The following is a 16,614-nucleotide window of genomic DNA, read 5'->3' as shown; positions in this document are numbered from 1 at the left end:
CAGTGTATGACGCCTCGGTACACTACGACCTGGGCCGCCTGGACAACAGCATGAAAGGCCTGACCGTAGCGGTGGAAGCGAAGAACCTGTTCAACAAAGACTACCTGTCCAACTGTGACGGCTACTGGTGCTACTACGGCGATGAGCGCAACGTGGTGGCCAGCGTCAACTACAAGTTCTGAGTGAACGGGGGCCGCTGTGCGGCCCAATCGCCGGCAAGCCAGCTCCCACAGGTACAGCACATGCCCTGGGCCTTGTGCTGTACCTGTGGGAGCTGGCTTGCCGGCGATTGGGCTGCGCAGCAGCCCCACGGTCCAACAGACAAGAATCGGTACCGTGATGAAAAGCCCAACCATCCGCCGCTGGTCCGTGATCCACACCTGGAGCAGCCTGGTCTGCACCCTGTTCCTGCTGTTGCTGGCGCTCACCGGCCTGCCGCTGATCTTCCACCACGAACTCGAACACCTGCTCGGCGAAGCGCCCGAACTGCGCGAGATGCCGGCAGACACCCCGCACCTCGACCTGCAGCAGCTGGTACTGAAAGCCGAACAGCACCGCCCCGGCGAGGTCATGCAGTACTTCGGCTACGATGAAGACGACCGCAACGGCGTGGTCGCCATCACCGCCGCCACTGCCGGCACCGAGCCCAATTCGTCGCACACCTTCATGCTCGACGCCCGCACCGGCGAAGCGGTGGCCATGCCAGCCGCCAATGGCGGTTTCATGATGATCATGCTGCGTCTGCACGTGGACATGTTCGCCGGCCTGCCCGGCAAGCTGTTGCTGGCCTTCATGGGCCTGCTGTTCGTCGTCGCCATCGTCTCCGGCACCGTGCTCTATGCGCCGTTCATGCGCCGTCTGGACTTCGCCACCGTGCGCCACGACAAATCCCGCCGCCTGCGCTGGCTCGACCTGCACAACCTGCTCGGCGTGGTGACCTTGGCCTGGGCGTTGACGGTGGGCGTGACCGGCGTGATCAGCGCCCTGTCCGACCTGGTCATCGCCGCCTGGCGCAACGACAGCCTGGCCGCCATGGTCGCGCCCTACCGGGACGCCCCAGCGCTCACCGAACGCGCCCCGGCCACCCACCTGCTGACCATCGCCGAACAGGCCGCCCCCGGCATGCGCCCGGACTTCATCGCCTTCCCCGGCACACGCTTCTCCAGCGAGCACCACTACGCGGTGTTCATGAAAGGCGCCACGCACCTGACGTCGCACCTGCTGACACCGGTGCTGATCGATGCTCGAACGCTGGAAGTCACCGCCGTCGGCGAGCGCCCCTGGTACATGGACGCCATGGGCCTGTCGCAACCGCTGCACTTCGGTGACTATGGCGGCCGGCCCATGCAGTTGCTCTGGGCAGTGCTCGACGTGCTGACCATCATCGTGCTCGGCAGCGGCCTGTACCTGTGGTGGGGCAAGCAACGCAAGAAACCGGAGGCGCGGGCATGAGCCACAGGTCCAGATCGACACGCCAGATCTTCGCCTGGCCGGCACTGATCGCCGTGCTGAGCGCCACCGGCCTGTTCGCCGCACTGCTCGGCGATGGCGTGTGGGACAGCCTCGCCTGGCTGGGCCTGGGGCTTTCCGCCGCCCTGGGCCTCAGCGGATTCTGGCCCCGTCGGCGGCCATGACCGGTGGGCCGCGTGCGCCGTCAGGATCGCCAGCGGCGCAGGTGGATTACTCGGAAAGCCTGGGCAGCAGCCGCTCCAGCCGCTGATGCAAGGCGCTGTCACTCGGCCAGTTACGCAGCAACCGCGCCCGGTCACGGGCATAGGCCGGTGCGAAGCTGAGCTGGGTGGCGTGCTGGCACATGGCGTCCAGATCGATCAGCGACCACCGTCCGTTGTCCCAGAACAGGTTGTGCCCCTTGAAGTCGCCATGGCTGATGCGCTCGCGAATCAGCTGCTGCATCACGTGCACCAGAGCATCGACCTGTTCCTCTGGCGCATCGCCATTTTCCACGTAGGGCGCGAAGCATGCGCTCAGGTCCGGGCCATCGACATACTCGGTGACCAGGTAGGCACGGCTGCGTAGGCCCATCACCCGCTGCTCCAGCACCGCCAGCGGCCGCGGCGTGGCGATGTCGAGGAACTCCAGGCGATGGCCTTCGATCCACGAATGCCAGGCCCGGCTCGGGCGCCAGAAGCGCTTGAACCAGTGGGCGGTGTTCTTGATGTTGTAGCGCTTGAGCACCAGCTGGCGGCCATTCACCTCGATGCGCGCCACACTGGCGGCGCCACCGGTCTTGTACAGGTGGCCTTTGTCGATCAGGGCATCGGCCTGCTCCAGTACCGGCAGCATGGCTTCGACCTCATTGCGACGGATCGCCCGCAGGCCCGAGAGGCTGCGCTCGACACTGAACAGGCTGCACTCGCGGCCGGCCTTTTCCAGATAGTCCTTCTGGCGCCAGCTGCGCACCTTGTCCACCTGCTTCTGCAAGGCTTCCATCGGCAACGCATGTTCGGCGTTGGCCAGCAGGTAGTGCACCAGCAGCTCTTCGATGAACGGCTCCAGGCGCTTGGGCAGTTGGGCGAAGAACACCCCGAGGTTTTCCAGCACACGCGGGCGCGACAGTTGCTGGCCAGGCGTTTCGGCCTTGATGCCAGCGCCGTCGATCAGGTACAGCTTGCCGCCGTGGCGCAGCAGGTTGTCCAGGTGCAGGTCCTCCTGCCACAGGCCTTGGGCGTGCATGTGCGCCACCGCGGTGAGCGCTTCGCCCAGCACCAGATGCTGCTCGTCAGCCAGCACTGGCAGGTTTTCCACTGCCGCCCAGGCATCGGCCAGGCTTTGGGCACCGTCGAGGAACTCGAACAGCAGCCAGCCACCCTCGCCCTCCGCGAGGCCGTCGGCCAGCAACTTCGGCGTGGTCAGGCCCTGGTCGGCCAGCAGCTTCACGCCCTGCAGCTCGCGCTGAAAATGCCGGGCCGCATTACTGCCCACCAGCAACTTGGCCAGCACCGGGGTACCGCGCCATACACCGGCACCGACATAACGCTGGCCCGGCAGCACGCGTAGCAGGCTGAGCAGTTGCAGGTCGGCGCTGCCAGCGGCATCGGCCAGGGTGATGCTCAGGGGCAACGAAGGGTTGCGCCCGGCCTCTTTCAATTCAGACAAACGCATCAGCGGGCCTCTTTTTCACGACGGCGTTGCGTCAGGCGTTGCAGCCAGGTATCGACCAGCGTGCCGTCGGCAGGCTGCGCCAGGTAGCTGGCCAGCAAGGTACGAACATCGGCCTCGCTCCAGGCCCGGGCGCGGCGCAGCAGCGGCTCCAGGTCCTTGAGGCGGTCGCGCATGCCGAACAGCAAGGGCCGGGTCTTTTCCAGGTCGATCAGTTGCGCGTCCCAGCCGTCACGGCGCTGGCGCAGGAAAATGTGCTTGGGGTAGAAACAGCCATGCACCTGGCCGGCGCTGTGCAGGGTGCGCGCCAGCTGGCCGCAGGCCTGGAGGATGCCGTTGCGTTCGGCTTCGCCCAGCTGTGGCCATTGGCCCAGCAGGCTGTCGAGGTCGACCCATTCGTCCAGGGCGCGGGTCATCAGGATCGCACGGTGCTTGCCGCCCTGCTTGCGCTCGCCATAGAACACCGCCTGCAAGGCCGGGATGTGCAGCTTCTGGTAGCGGCTGATGTTACGGAATTCGCGGGCGAACGTCGGCTCGCCGAACGGCCGGTGCAGGGTACGGGTCAGGTAGTCGCTCTGGCGTTTGAGGTAATAGCCCTTGCCTTCGAGCTCCAGGCGGAACACGCTGCTCCAGCCGCCACGGCCGGTGTTGGGTTCGTCCACGGCATCCAGCTGCAGCGCCCACAGCGCTTCGAAGTCGTCCAGGCCATGGCGTTTGAGCAGCGCGAGATCCGCGCTGGCCAGGTAATCGGTCATTCCCTTCCCTCGAAAAAGCCCAGTACCTGGCGAATGCGCTTCTTGTCACGCACATTCAGCCGGTCGCGGCCACGGTATTGCAGGTAGAAGCGCAGGCGCTGGGTTGCCGACAGGTGGTATTTGGCCACCTTATCCAGGCACGCCAGGTCCTTGATCATCCGGTGCCGCCACATGAAACCGCGCCAGAAGTCGCCAGTGGGGCAGTCGATGAAGAATAGCGTGCCCTGGTCATCGACCAGCAGGTTGCGCCATTTCAGGTCGTTATGGGCGAAGTGGTGCTCGTGCATGACCCGGGTGTGGCGTGCCAGCTGGCTGCTGACCTGCGCCACCCAGGCGCGGTCGGCCAGGCGCGGGTCGTTGCGCTCAGCCAACGCCGACAGGTCTTCGGTGTTCGGCAACTCCCGGGTGATCATCGCCCCGCGGCCAAAGGCCAGGCCGTTGCGCTCCAGGCCCCAGGCCACCACTTCGGCGGTGGGGATGCCCCACTTGGCGAACTGCTTGAGGTTCTGCCATTCGGCCTTGATGCGTGGCCGGCCCAGGTAGCGGCGCAGGTGCTTGCCGGCGCCGGTGTAGCGCTTGACGTAGTAATTGACCCCGTCACGCTCGACGCGCACCACCTCGCTGAGCGGATCGCGGGTCAGGCGTTCGCCTTGCAGGGCGAATACCGCATCGAGGCTGCCGAAGTCCGCCGCCAGGTGTTCGTAGCCCGGTGCCAGTGTCCAACCCGACATCAGAGTGCATCCCCATAGCGTTGCTTGCGATCGTAGAGTTTCTGCGCCTTGCGCTCCAGCCAGGCGAGCAGCGCGGCTTCATCCTGCAGAACCTCGCGCAGCGGGCGCTGGAAGTAACCACGCAGGAAGCGCAGCTTGTCACGCTGGGTCAGGCCGATGTCCAGCGCCGAGAAGTACAGTGCGGCCAGGTCCTTGTCGCGCCAGCGGCGGCTGATTTTCGCCCGGGTCTGTGCGCGGTGCAGGTCGATTACCGACAGTTTGAAGTCATCCGCCGTCACCGGGCGGTCGGTGTGCAACAGGAAGTGGCAGATATAGCAATCGCGGTGGTTGACCCCGGCACGGTGCATGCCGCCGGTCATCTTCGCCACTTCGGCGATCAGCGCACGCTTCAGGCGCGGCTCGGGTGGCTGCTTGACCCAGTCGATGCTGAAATCTTCCAGGCTGATGGTCGGCGCCAGTTCTTCGGTGATGATGAACGAGTGCTGGCTGGCCGGATTGCTGCCGCGCTCGCCATAAGCCACTGCGGTCATGGTCGGCACGCCGACTTCATGCAGGCGCTGGATGGCCTGCCATTCCTGGCCGGCACCCAGTACCGGCAGCTTGGCGCTGAACAGGTTCTTGAAAATCTCGCCCCAGCCGATGCCACGGTGGATCTTGACGAAGAAACCCTCGCCCGCCACCTCGGTACGCAAGGTACGACGCCCCTCCAGCTCGCGGTAGACCTCGCCTTGCAGCGCCTCCACGGCATCGAAGGCATCGCGCCCGGCCCACAGGCGCTTGAACGGTTCGGCCAGTATCAGCTTCATGCGGACTCCTGCCCCAGGATCACGTCGGCGGCATGCTGCGGCATGCTGTACAGGTCGGCGGTTTCGGCAAAAGCCAGGCCGTTGCGCGACCAGCTGGCACGGGCCGTCTGGTCTTCGAGCATGCGCTGCAGGTAGCCATTGAGCTGTTCCTGCTCGAACGGCTCGTCCAGCACCAGGCCGCTGTCGGCCTCGGCGATGTAGTGGGCATAGCCGCACACCTTGGACACCAGCACCGGCAAACCGGCCACCAGCGCTTCGAGCAGCACGGTGCCGGTGTTCTCGTTGTACGCCGGATGAATCAGCAGGTCGGCACCCAGCAGGAAGCGCGGGATGTCGCTGCGGCCCTTGAGGAATTGCACCTGCTCGCCCAGGCCCAGGGTGGCGCTTTGCAGCTGGAACACCTTGGGGTCGTCCTGGCCGATCACCATCAGCCTGGTGCGCTTGCGCAGCGCCGACGGCAACGCGGCCAGGGCCTTGAGGCTGCGATCCACGCCCTTGGTCTTGAAGCCCGAGCCAATCTGCACCAGCAGCAGGTCGTCATCGCCCAGGTTGAATTCCTTGCGGAACTCGGCGCGGATTTCCGCGGCATTGGCCGGCGCGCGACGGTCCTGGGAGATGCCCGGCGGCAGCAGGTGGAAGCGCTCCACCGGGGTGCCGTAATGCTTGATGAACAGCGGCTGCTGCACTTCGGAAATCATCAGCACTTCGGTATGGGCGTCCTTGGCGAACACCGCGCGCTCGTACTCGGCGAAGTGCCGGTAGCGGCCCCAGCGGCGGTACAGGCCGCCACGCAAGGTCTGCGCCTTGTCTTCGAAGCAGCCGTCGGCGGCGTAGTACACGTCCAGCCCGGGCATCTTGTTGAAGCCGATCAGGCGGTCGACCGGGCGCTTGGCCAGGTCGGCGGCCATCCAGGCACTGAGCTTCTCGTTGCGCCGATGGTTGAAAATCGCTTTCACCGGCGCCACCAGCACTTCGAAGCCCGGCGGAATGTCACCCTCCCAGATCAGCGTGTACACACGAATCTGGTGGCCCCGCTTCTGGCATTCCAAGGCAATGCGCATGAAATCGCGCTGCAGCCCGCCGAAGGGGAAATATTTGTAAAGCACGAAAGCCAGTTGCATCAACGGACATCCTCAGCCAGCAGCAACGCGCTCAAGCGGCTCGCCACATGCTCGGGATTCAGGCGAGTGAAGCACAGCGGCCACTCGCGTTTCAGATCGAACCGGCGCAGGTCGTCGGCGCTCGGTTTGTAGGTGCACTTCTTCTGCAGGCAGGGCGCGCAAGGCCAGTCGCTGGCCTGGTGAATCTGGGTCCGGCCATAAGCGCCGGTGAGGCCCGGGTTGGTCGGGCCGAACAGCGAAATGGTGGGCACATCGAGTGCCGCCGCCAGGTGGCCGAGGCCGGTATCCACCGCCACGCAGGCTTTGGCCGCCGCCAATACGCGGGCGACGCCGGCCAGGTTCAATTTGGGCAGCACCTGGCAGTTGTTCAAGCCCTGGGCGATACGCTCGGCCCGCGCCTTTTCCGCCGGGTTGCCCCAGGGCAGGCGCACCTCCAGCTTGCGCTGGCCCATGCGCTCGGCCAGTTCGCGCCAGTAGGCTTCGGGCCAGTGCTTGGTCGCCCAAGTGGTGCCATGCAGGAACACCACATACGGGGCAGCAGGCGGCAATTGCAGGCGCTCGAGGTCCAGGCCGTAGTTGCCGATGCCTTCCGGCAGGTCGTAGGCCAGAGCCATGGCGAACAGCTGGCGCACGCGCTCTACCGCGTGCTGGCCGGTGGCGACCGACAGGCGCCGATCATAGAAGCGGCTGGCCCAGCCTTCGCGGGCCGAGTAACGGTCCAGGCCGGCGACCGGGGCCTTCACGTAGCGGGTCAGCCAGGCTGACTTGACCAGGCCCTGGGCGTCGATCACCAGGTCATACTTGCGCTCGCGCACACGCTGCTTGAACGCCTTCCACTCGCCGCTCTTGATGGTTTGCCAAAGGTTCTTGCGCCAGCGGCGAATGGCCACCGGGATAACCTGGTCGACCGCCGGGTGCCAGCTGGGGATTTCGGCGAAGCCTTCTTCCACCACCCAGTCGAAACGGATGCCTGGGATGGCATGGGCGGCATCGGTGAGGGCTGGTAGGGTGTGGATAACATCACCCAGCGACGAAGTCTTGATGATCAGTACCCGCACTTAGTCGACCTCGGCCACGGTATCGATCAGGTCCGGCCCGCTGAGGCTGTGCAGGGCGGCGATGACCTTGCCCGGCTCCAACAGGCGCAGGCAGTTGTAGTGGCCGAAGCGGCAGGTGCGGTCGAAGCACGGGCTGCACTCGATGCCGGTGCGCACCACTTCCACCTGCTCGGCCAGCGGCGGCGTGAAGCCGGGCGAGGTCGAGCCGTACACCGCCACCAAAGGGCGGTTCAGCGCAGCGGCCACGTGCATCAGGCCGGAGTCGTTGGACACCACGGCATGCGCGCAGGACATCAGGTCGATAGCCTCGGCCAGCGAGGTTTCCCCGGCCAGGTTGGACGATTCTTCACGCAAACCCGGAATCAACCGGTCGCGGATCTGCTCACCGACCGGGTGATCGTTCTTCGAACCAAACAGCCATACCTGCCAGCCCTGGCGGATCATCGCATCGGCCACGGCGGCGTAATGCTCGGCCGGCCAGCGCTTGGCCTCGCCAAACTCGGCCCCGGGGCACAGCGCCAGCACCGGGCGGTCCAGCTCCAGACCGAACTTGGCCAAGGCGGCGTCGCGGCTTTGCGCTTCGATCTGCAGGCTGGGGCGCGGGTACGGCTGCGGCAGCTCGGTGCCGGGCGCGTAGGCCAGGGCCATGAAGCGCTCGATCATCAGCGGGTAGCGGGCCTTGTCCAGCTTGCGCACGTCATTCAGCAGGCCGAAACGCATTTCACCGCGCCAGCCGGTGCGCTTGGGGATGCCGGCGAAGAATGGCACCAGTGCCGACTTCAACGAGTTGGGCAGCAGGATGGCCTGGTCGTACTGGCCGGCCAGGGACTTGCCGATGCGCCGCCGCGTGGCCAGCTCCAGCGCGCCGTGGCCGAGCGGGAAGCTCAAGGCCTGGCGCACCTCGGGCATGCGTTCGAGGATCGGCCGGCTCCACTCGGGGGCCAGCACATCGATCACGCAGTCGGGGTGCTGCTGTTTCAGGCACTGGAACAGGGTCTGCGCCATCACCATGTCGCCGACCCAGCTGGGGCCAATGATCAGTATTCTCATGCTTAGTCCAGAAACGCTCGGGGAGGCTACAGGCTGCGGTACAGCCTGGCCTCCCCTCTTTATATTCAGGCTATGTGGCGGACAGTGTACCACTCACATGGCCCATTCGCGGGCACGCCCGCTCCCACAGGTATTGCACAGCCCTCTAGGTCTGCGCTTTCCCTGTGGGAGCGGGCATGCCCGCGAATGAAGCCAACTCGGTATCAGGTCAAACCCAGCTCACCCCAGATCCGCCGCACTTCGCGGCGTTCATCGGCAAACTGCGCCGCATCGATCACCCCGGCCTGCTTCTGCAAGGCCTGGCGGTGCGAGGCCGAGCGGAACGCCTTGTACACTTCTCGCAACAGCACCGCGTCACTGGCCGGCATCAAACCCGCCTGCTCCAGCTCTTCCAGAATGCGGATGTTATCGGTCCATCGGAGTATGGCCGGATGGTCGTGGGACCAGGCCAAAGCGGCGTATTGCACCATAAATTCGATATCGACGATACCGCCGGCATCCTGCTTGATATCGAAGGGCACACCAGCGTCGAAGGCGTTGGCCGCGGTACCGGCAGCCGTGGTCTTGGTGCCGAGGTTGTCGCGCATCTTGGCGCGCATTTCGCTGACTTCGGCACGCAGTTTTTCCAGGTCGCGGGCCTGGCCCAGCACCTTGGCGCGCACGCTTTCGAATGCCGTACCTACCTGCTGGCAACCCACCAGCACCCGGGCCCGTACCAGCGCCTGGTGCTCCCAGGTCCAGGCTTCGTTCTGCTGGTAACGTTCGAACGCGCCCAGCGAACTGACCAGCAGGCCCGAGGCGCCGGACGGGCGCAGGCGCATGTCCACGTCATACAGCTGGCCAGAGTTGGTCTGGGTGGTCAGCAGGTGGATGATGCGCTGGCCCAGGCGGGTGAAGAACTGCGCACTGTCGATGGGCTTGGCGCCGTCGGTTTCCGCCTGCGGGTCGCCGTCGTGAATGAACACCAGGTCCAGGTCCGAACCGTGGCCCAGTTCCAGGCCGCCGACCTTGCCGTAGCCAATGATGATGAAGCCCGGGTCGCACAGGCTGCCGTCGCTGCGTTTGGGCTGGCCATGGCGGGCCACGGTCTGGCGCCAGGCCAAGGCCAGCACCTGGTCGAGGATGGCTTCGGCCAACCAGGTCAGGTAGTCGCTGACCTTCATCAATGGCAGGTTGCCGCTGATTTCCGAAGCGGCCACGCGCAGGCTGTGGGCCAGCTTGAAATGGCGCAGCGCCTCCATCTGTTGCTCCAGGTCGTCCTCGGGAATGCGCGTCAGGCGCTCGCGCAGTTCGCTGGCCAGCTCCGGCGCCAGTGGCGGGCTGAACAAGCGGCCTTCGTTGAGCAGTTCGTCGAGCAGCAGCGGGTAGCGGGCTATCTGCTCGGCAATCCACGGGCTGGCGGCGCACAGGGTCAGCAGGCGGCGCAAGGCGCCCGGGTTTTCGGTAAGCAGCACCAGGTAGGCAGAGCGCCGCGCCACAGCCTCGACCAGCGGCAGCACGCGTTCAAGCACCAGGTCGGGGTTGTCGTGCTCTACCGCCTGGGCCAACAGCCGTGGAATAAAGGCATCCAGGCGCTCACGGCCGATACGCTGCATCGAACGCAGCTGCGGGCTGGAGCGCAACCCGGCGAGGCGCCGCAGGGCTTCGGCGGGCTGCTGGAAACCGGCCTCTTCCAGTTGCCGGCCAGCGGCCTCTTCATCCTGTGCCTGCTCCCACAGCGGCGACCACTCACCCCCCACCACCAGCTCGCCCTCACCGTCTTCGTCATCCGGGTCGGCGATCACCTGGCGGAAGTGCCAGTCGATGCGGCCACGCCAGTACATCAGTTGGTCATGGAAGCCCTGCCAGTCGGCAAAGCCGAGGATGTAGGCCACCCGCGCCTGGTCGGTCTCGCTGTCCGGCAGCATTTGCGTCTGGCGGTCGGCAATGGCCTGGATGGCGTGTTCGGTGTAGCGCAGGAATTCATAACCCTCGCGCAACTCCGCGACAACGGCCGGCGGCAGGTAACCTTGGCCTTCAAGGGTGGCCAGCACCTTGAGCAATGGCCGCTGCTGCAGGCTCAGGTCACGTCCGCCGTGGATCAGCTGGAAGGCCTGGGCGATGAACTCCACCTCGCGAATGCCACCGGCCCCCAGCTTGATGTTCTCGGCCATGCCCTTGCGCCGCACTTCCTGCTGAATCAGCTGCTTCATGGTGCGCAGCGCTTCGATCGCGGAAAAGTCCAGGTAACGCCGGTAGACGAACGGGCGCAGCATGTCCTGCAGTTGCGCGCCGGCCACCTGGTCGCCGGCCACCACCCGCGCCTTGATCATCGCGTAGCGTTCCCAGTCGCGGCCCTGGTCCTGGTAGTACTGCTCCAGCGCATTGAAGCTGAGCACCAGCGCGCCGGCCGAGCCGTAGGGGCGCAGGCGCATGTCGACACGGAACACGAAGCCATCGACGGTAACCGGGTCCAGGGCCTTGATCAGGCGCTGGCCCAGGCGGGTGAAGAACGCCTGGTTGTCCAGCGAGCGCTTCACCCCTTCGGTCTCGCCACCTTCGGGGAAGGCGAAGATCAGGTCGATGTCCGACGACAGGTTCAACTCCACCGCACCCAGCTTGCCCATGCCCAGCACCACCATGTGCTGCGGCTGACCACTGCGGTTGCCGATGGGCGTACCGAACTGCTGGCAATGGCGCGGATACAGCCATTGGTAGGCTTCGTCGATGGCCGCATCGGCCAGGTCGGACAGGTCGCGGCAGGTTTCGCCCAGCTCGGCCTGGCGGGTGATGTCGCGCCAGATGATGCGCAGCTGCTGGCGGTTGCGCTCGCGGCGCAGGTTGCGCGCCAGCTCGTCTTCGCTCTGTGCGGCCTGGGCCGCCGCGGCGATCTGCCCGCGCAGCTCACCCGCTGCATAACGCCGCTCCAGCTCGCCGCTGGCCAGCAGGGCGAACAGCATGGCCGGCTCGCGCTGGGCCAGGCCAAGGACGAAGTCGCTGGCGGCGGCAACCTGATCGAACTGTTGCCGATGGACCGGGCTCCATACCTTCAGGTCGAGTTCAGGGTGGGCGGCCACGGCATCGCTGATGAATTGCTGATTGCGAGTGACCAGCGGCCGCAGGATGGCGGGCAGATCGGACGGCAAAGGTAGGCGCATGGTCTATCCTTGATCGGCGTGAAATAGAAGGGAAAAAGCGGCCAAGGGGAAGCCGGACCACGGTTGGACTGTCGTACAAAAGTTGGAAATAGCTGAAAAAAACGAAAAATTGGCAACAAACATCAAGAACCACCTGTTCGCGACACAATGCCAACCAACATGAACGTTTTTCCTCACAAGCCAAGGTGCGACCAAACGTCGCACAAATGTAGTTTTACTACTACTCGTGTCGTGTAAAAGCATGAAATGCGAAAGCAAATGTAGTAAAACTACACGGCGCCGGACGACACCCCGGTAATCCAAGAATTCACGACGTCTGCCCATAAGGCCAGTCGCAATCTCAGGCAATCGATTCTGGTTGCCTTTCCGCCCTGGAGCAAGCCATGCAAGACCTCGATCCAATCGAAACCCAGGAATGGCTGGATGCCCTGGAGTCGGTCCTCGACAAAGAAGGCGAAGACCGCGCTCATTACCTGATGACCCGTATGGGCGAGCTGGCCACCCGTAGTGGCTCCCAGCTGCCGTATGCGATCACCACGCCATACCGCAACACTATCCCTGTCACCCACGAAGCACGCATGCCTGGCGACCTGTTCATGGAACGCCGCATTCGCTCGATGGTACGTTGGAACGCCCTGGCCATGGTCATGCGCACCAACCTGAAAGACTCGGACCTGGGCGGACACATCTCCAGCTTCGCCTCCAGCGCCACCCTGTACGACATCGGCTTCAACTACTTCTTCCAGGCCCCGACCGAAGAACACGGCGGCGACCTGATCTTCTTCCAGGGCCACGCCTCCCCAGGCATCTACGCCCGCGCCTTCATGGAAGGCCGTATCAACGAAGACCAGATGAACAACTTCCGTCAGGAAGTGGACGGCAACGGCCTGTCTTCGTACCCACACCCATGGCTGATGCCTGACTTCTGGCAGTTCCCGACCGTATCAATGGGTCTGGGCCCGATCCAGGCCATCTACCAGGCGCGCTTCATGAAGTACCTGGAAGCCCGCGGCTACATCCCGGCCGGCAAGCAGAAGGTCTGGTGCTTCATGGGCGACGGCGAATGCGACGAGCCGGAATCCCTGGGCGCGATCGCCCTGGCCGGCCGCGAGAAGCTGGACAACCTGATCTTCGTCATCAACTGCAACCTGCAGCGCCTCGACGGCCCGGTTCGCGGCAACGGCAAGATCATCCAGGAACTCGAAGGCGTGTTCCGTGGCGGTGGCTGGAACGTCAACAAAGTGGTCTGGGGCCGCTTCTGGGACCCACTGTTCGCCAAGGACACCAACGGTGCCCTGCAGCGCCGCATGGACGAAGTCATCGACGGCGAGTACCAGAACTACAAAGCCAAAGACGGCGCGTACGTGCGTGAGCACTTCTTCAACACCCCAGAGCTCAAGGCCATGGTCGAAGACCTGTCCGACGAAGAGATCTGGAAGCTCAACCGTGGCGGCCACGACCCGTACAAGGTCTACGCGGCGTACCACCAGGCGGTCAACCACAAAGACCAGCCTACCGTCATCCTGGCCAAGACCATCAAGGGCTACGGTACCGGTGCTGGCGAAGCCAAGAACACCGCGCACAACACCAAGAAGGTCGACGTCGACAGCCTGCGCCAATTCCGCGACCGCTTCGACATCCCGGTCAAGGATGCGGACATCGAGAACCTGCCGTTCTTCAAGCCGGAAGAAGGCTCTGCCGAAGCCAAGTACCTGGCCGAGCGCCGTACTGCCCTTGGCGGTTTCGTGCCACAGCGTCGCGCCAAGAGCTTCAGCGTGCCGACCCCGCCACTGGAAACGCTGAAAGCGATTCTGGACGGCTCGGGCGACCGCGAAATCTCCACCACCATGGCCTTCGTGCGCATCCTGGCGCAGCTGGTCAAGGACAAGGAAATCGGCCAGCGCATCGTCCCGATCATCCCGGACGAAGCCCGTACCTTCGGTATGGAAGGCATGTTCCGTCAGTTGGGCATCTACTCGTCGGTCGGCCAGCTCTACGAGCCAGTCGATAAAGACCAGGTGATGTTCTACCGCGAAGACAAGAAGGGCCAGATCCTCGAGGAAGGCATCAACGAAGCCGGCGCCATGTCGTCGTTCATCGCTGCCGGTACCTCGTACAGCTGCCACAACCAGCCGATGCTGCCGTTCTACATCTTCTACTCGATGTTCGGCTTCCAGCGCATTGGCGACCTGGCCTGGGCCGCTGGCGACAGCCGCACCCGTGGCTTCCTGATCGGCGGTACCGCCGGCCGTACCACCCTCAACGGTGAAGGCCTGCAGCACGAAGACGGTCACAGCCACATGATGGCGGGCACCATCCCGAACTGCCGCACCTACGATCCGACCTACGGCTACGAGCTGGCGGTGATCATCCAGGACGGCATGAAGAAGATGACCGAAGAGCAACAGGACATCTTCTACTACATCACCGTGATGAACGAATCCTACCAGCAGCCAGCCATGCCGGCCGGTGTCGAGGAAGGCATCATCAAGGGCATGTACCTGCTCGAAGAAGACACCCGCGAAGCCGCGCACCACGTACAGCTGATGGGCTCCGGCACCATCCTGCGCGAAGTCCGCGAAGCGGCGAAGATCCTGCGTGAAGAGTTCAACGTCGGTGCCGACGTGTGGAGCGTCACCAGCTTCAACGAACTGCGTCGCGACGGCCTGGCCGTGGAACGCGCCAACCGCCTGAAGCCTGGCCAGAAGCCTCAGCAGACTTACGTCGAAGAGTGCCTGGCCGGCCGCAAGGGCCCGGTCATCGCCTCCACCGACTACATGAAGCTGTTCGCCGAGCAGATTCGCCAGTGGGTACCGAGCAAAGAGTTCAAGGTCCTGGGTACCGACGGTTACGGTCGCAGCGACAGCCGCAAGAAGCTGCGTCACTTCTTCGAAGTCGACCGCCACTTCGTGGTGCTGGCTGCCCTGGAAGCCCTGGCTGACCGTGGCGAGATCGAACCCAAGGTTGTTGCAGACGCTATCGTCAAGTTCGGTATCGACCCGGACAAGCGCAACCCACTGGACTGCTGAGGAGTATTTTTAAGTGAGCGAACTCATTCGCGTACCTGACATCGGCAGCGGTGAAGGTGAAATCATCGAGCTGTTCGTCAAGGTCGGTGACCGTATCGAGGCTGACCAGAGCCTGCTGACCCTGGAGTCCGACAAGGCCTCCATGGAGATCCCGGCCCCCAAGGCCGGTGTCATCAAGGAACTGAAGGTCAAGCTGGGCGACCGCCTGAAGGAAGGCGACGAGCTGCTGGTGCTGGAAGCCGAGGGTGCCGCTGCTGCGGCGCCTGAGGCTCCAGCCGCTGCACCGGCCGAGGCTGCAGCCCCGGCCCCGGCCCCGGCCGCTGAAGCCGCCCCTGCCCCTGCCCCAGCGGCAGCGGCTGCAGCGGCTGCACCGGCTGCCGCCGCCGTGCAGGATATCCACGTGCCAGACATCGGTTCGTCGGGCAAAGCCAAGATCATCGAAGTACTGGTCAAGGTCGGCGACACCGTCGAAGCCGACCAGTCGCTGATTACCCTGGAGTCCGACAAGGCCTCCATGGAAATCCCGTCGCCGGCTGCCGGCGTGGTCGAAGAAGTCCTGTGCAAGCTGGAAGACGAAGTCGGCACTGGCGACCTGATCTTCAAGTTGAAGGTCGCTGGCGCAGCACCTGCTGCTGCCCCGGCACCTGCCGCCGCTGCCCCGGCCAAGGCTGAGGCTGCCCCCGCTGCCGCACCTGCTGCTGCCGCCCCGGCGGCTGCACCTGCGCCGGCTACCACCGCACCGGCTGCCGGCAGCAACGCCAAGGTTCACGCCGGCCCGGCAGTTCGCCAGCTGGCCCGTGAATTCGGCGTCGACCTGGGCGCAGTTGCCGCCACCGGTCCGCACGGCCGCATCCTGAAAGAAGACGTGCAGGTCTACGTCAAGGCAATGATGCAGAAGGCCAAGGAAGCTCCGGCAGCTGCCGGTGCGACTGGCGGCGCCGGCATCCCGCCGATCCCTGCCGTGGACTTCAGCAAGTTCGGTGAAGTGGAAGAAGTAGCCCTGACCCGCCTGATGCAGGTCGGTGCCGCCAACCTGCACCGCAGCTGGCTGAACGTGCCGCACGTGACCCAGTTCGACTCCGCCGACATCACCGAGCTGGAAGCCTTCCGCGTGGCGCAGAAGGCCGTGGCCGAGAAGGCTGGCGTCAAGCTGACCGTGCTGCCATTGCTGCTCAAGGCCTGCGCCTTCCTGCTCAAGGAACTGCCGGACTTCAACAGCTCGCTGGCGCCAAGCGGCAAGGCCATCATCCGCAAGAAGTACGTGCACATCGGCTTCGCCGTGGACACCCCGGACGGCCTGCTGGTCCCGGTGATCAAGAACGTCGACCAGAAGAGCCTGCTGCAACTGGCTGCCGAAGCTGCCGCGCTGGCCGAAAAGGCCCGTACCAAGAAGCTGTCGGCCGACGAGATGCAAGGCGCCTGCTTCACCATCTCCAGCCTCGGCCACATTGGCGGCACCGGCTTCACGCCGATCGTCAACGCGCCGGAAGTGGCGATCCTCGGTGTGTCCAAGGCGACCATGCAGCCGGTCTGGGATGGCAAGGCCTTCCAGCCGAAGCTGATGCTGCCGCTGTCGCTGTCCTATGATCACCGTGTGATCAACGGCGCTGCCGCCGCGCGCTTCACCAAGCGCCTGGGCGACGTGCTGGGCGATATCCGCACCATGCTGCTGTAAGGTAGCACACTGCCCCTCTACGGAGGGGCAGTACCCTTTTCGAGCTGCCACGCTCGTACCTCAACCCCGCCAACTGGCGGGGCTTTTTTTGTCCGCCGAAAGAGATTTGGCGCCTGCACGATCGAGCGCCGC

Annotated in this window: 13 protein-coding genes; 5 read left to right on the top strand and 8 right to left on the bottom strand. The window is 64.8% G+C overall.

Annotation, left to right across the window (positions count from 1 at the left end; translation table 11 throughout):
- From TZ03_RS22040 to TZ03_RS22030, 3 genes are all read left to right on the top strand, one after another.
- The coding region (locus TZ03_RS22040) for a TonB-dependent receptor (RefSeq protein ID WP_152645516.1) at window positions 1-182 on the top strand (182 nt) is incomplete at its 5' end.
- A 157-nt stretch (window positions 183-339) separates the two neighbouring features.
- A complete protein-coding gene (locus TZ03_RS22035; protein ID WP_051100398.1) occupies window positions 340-1,452 on the top strand; it encodes a PepSY-associated TM helix domain-containing protein in 1,113 nt (370 codons plus the stop codon).
- A complete protein-coding gene (locus TZ03_RS22030) occupies window positions 1,449-1,634 on the top strand; it encodes a hypothetical protein (protein WP_051100397.1) in 186 nt (61 codons plus the stop codon). The genes TZ03_RS22035 and TZ03_RS22030 overlap by 4 nt, the downstream gene beginning before the upstream one ends.
- A gap of 46 nt (window positions 1,635-1,680) precedes the next feature.
- Here the strand turns inward: TZ03_RS22030 and TZ03_RS22025 are convergent, their stop codons facing one another.
- The 8 genes from TZ03_RS22025 to glnE form a co-directional block, all read right to left on the bottom strand.
- Entirely contained in the window at window positions 1,681-3,123 is a 1,443-nt protein-coding gene (locus TZ03_RS22025; protein ID WP_051100396.1) for a lipopolysaccharide kinase InaA family protein, read from the bottom strand.
- Entirely contained in the window at window positions 3,123-3,875 is a 753-nt protein-coding gene (locus TZ03_RS22020) for a lipopolysaccharide kinase InaA family protein (RefSeq protein ID WP_051100395.1), read from the bottom strand. Before TZ03_RS22020 ends, TZ03_RS22025 begins: the two co-directional genes overlap by 1 nt.
- Window positions 3,872-4,606 carry a lipopolysaccharide kinase InaA family protein gene (locus TZ03_RS22015; protein WP_051100394.1) on the bottom strand — a complete coding sequence of 245 codons (735 nt, stop codon included), beginning with the start codon at window positions 4,604-4,606 and terminating at the stop codon, window positions 3,872-3,874. Before TZ03_RS22015 ends, TZ03_RS22020 begins: the two co-directional genes overlap by 4 nt.
- Window positions 4,606-5,412 carry a lipopolysaccharide core heptose(I) kinase RfaP gene (rfaP, locus tag TZ03_RS22010; protein ID WP_051100393.1) on the bottom strand — a complete coding sequence of 269 codons (807 nt, stop codon included), beginning with the start codon at window positions 5,410-5,412 and terminating at the stop codon, window positions 4,606-4,608. The genes TZ03_RS22015 and rfaP overlap by 1 nt, the downstream gene beginning before the upstream one ends.
- Window positions 5,409-6,533 (bottom strand): glycosyltransferase family 4 protein, encoded by a 1,125-nt coding sequence (locus TZ03_RS22005; protein WP_051100392.1) that lies wholly within the window; start codon window positions 6,531-6,533, stop codon window positions 5,409-5,411. Before TZ03_RS22005 ends, rfaP begins: the two co-directional genes overlap by 4 nt.
- Window positions 6,533-7,591: a lipopolysaccharide heptosyltransferase I gene (gene waaC, locus TZ03_RS22000; protein WP_051100391.1), complete on the bottom strand. Its 1,059-nt coding sequence runs from the start codon at window positions 7,589-7,591 to the stop codon at window positions 6,533-6,535. The genes TZ03_RS22005 and waaC overlap by 1 nt, the downstream gene beginning before the upstream one ends.
- Complete coding sequence (gene waaF / locus TZ03_RS21995; RefSeq protein ID WP_051100390.1) at window positions 7,592-8,641, bottom strand: lipopolysaccharide heptosyltransferase II; 1,050 nt, start codon at window positions 8,639-8,641, stop codon at window positions 7,592-7,594. It lies immediately after the preceding gene.
- A 203-nt stretch (window positions 8,642-8,844) separates the two neighbouring features.
- Window positions 8,845-11,778 carry a bifunctional [glutamate--ammonia ligase]-adenylyl-L-tyrosine phosphorylase/[glutamate--ammonia-ligase] adenylyltransferase gene (gene glnE / locus TZ03_RS21990; protein ID WP_051100389.1) on the bottom strand — a complete coding sequence of 978 codons (2,934 nt, stop codon included), beginning with the start codon at window positions 11,776-11,778 and terminating at the stop codon, window positions 8,845-8,847.
- A 383-nt stretch (window positions 11,779-12,161) separates the two neighbouring features.
- Between glnE and aceE the strand changes: the two genes are divergently transcribed.
- Window positions 12,162-14,807 (top strand): pyruvate dehydrogenase (acetyl-transferring), homodimeric type, encoded by a 2,646-nt coding sequence (aceE, locus tag TZ03_RS21985; protein WP_051100388.1) that lies wholly within the window; start codon window positions 12,162-12,164, stop codon window positions 14,805-14,807.
- A gap of 13 nt (window positions 14,808-14,820) precedes the next feature.
- On the top strand, window positions 14,821-16,482 hold the full coding sequence (gene aceF, locus TZ03_RS21980; protein WP_051100387.1) for a dihydrolipoyllysine-residue acetyltransferase: 1,662 nt from the start codon (window positions 14,821-14,823) through the stop codon (window positions 16,480-16,482).
- Window positions 16,483-16,614 lie beyond the last annotated feature (132 nt).

The sequence above is a fragment of the Pseudomonas sp. 10-1B genome (assembly GCF_000935045.1).
GTDB lineage: Bacteria > Pseudomonadota > Gammaproteobacteria > Pseudomonadales > Pseudomonadaceae > Aquipseudomonas.
The sequence above is the reverse complement of the archived record's forward strand: the minus strand, read 5'-3'. Positions and strand labels throughout refer to the sequence as shown.

Coding starts and splice junctions, on each gene's coding strand:
- TZ03_RS22035 (WP_051100398.1), top strand. CDS start 340: ATGAAAAGCCCAACCATCCGCCGCTGGTCCGTGATCCACACCTGGAGC.
- TZ03_RS22030 (WP_051100397.1), top strand. CDS start 1,449: ATGAGCCACAGGTCCAGATCGACACGCCAGATCTTCGCCTGGCCGGCA.
- TZ03_RS22025 (WP_051100396.1), bottom strand. CDS start 3,123: ATGCGTTTGTCTGAATTGAAAGAGGCCGGGCGCAACCCTTCGTTGCCC.
- TZ03_RS22020 (WP_051100395.1), bottom strand. CDS start 3,875: ATGACCGATTACCTGGCCAGCGCGGATCTCGCGCTGCTCAAACGCCAT.
- TZ03_RS22015 (WP_051100394.1), bottom strand. CDS start 4,606: ATGTCGGGTTGGACACTGGCACCGGGCTACGAACACCTGGCGGCGGAC.
- rfaP (WP_051100393.1), bottom strand. CDS start 5,412: ATGAAGCTGATACTGGCCGAACCGTTCAAGCGCCTGTGGGCCGGGCGC.
- TZ03_RS22005 (WP_051100392.1), bottom strand. CDS start 6,533: ATGCAACTGGCTTTCGTGCTTTACAAATATTTCCCCTTCGGCGGGCTG.
- waaF (WP_051100390.1), bottom strand. CDS start 8,641: ATGAGAATACTGATCATTGGCCCCAGCTGGGTCGGCGACATGGTGATG.
- glnE (WP_051100389.1), bottom strand. CDS start 11,778: ATGCGCCTACCTTTGCCGTCCGATCTGCCCGCCATCCTGCGGCCGCTG.
- aceE (WP_051100388.1), top strand. CDS start 12,162: ATGCAAGACCTCGATCCAATCGAAACCCAGGAATGGCTGGATGCCCTG.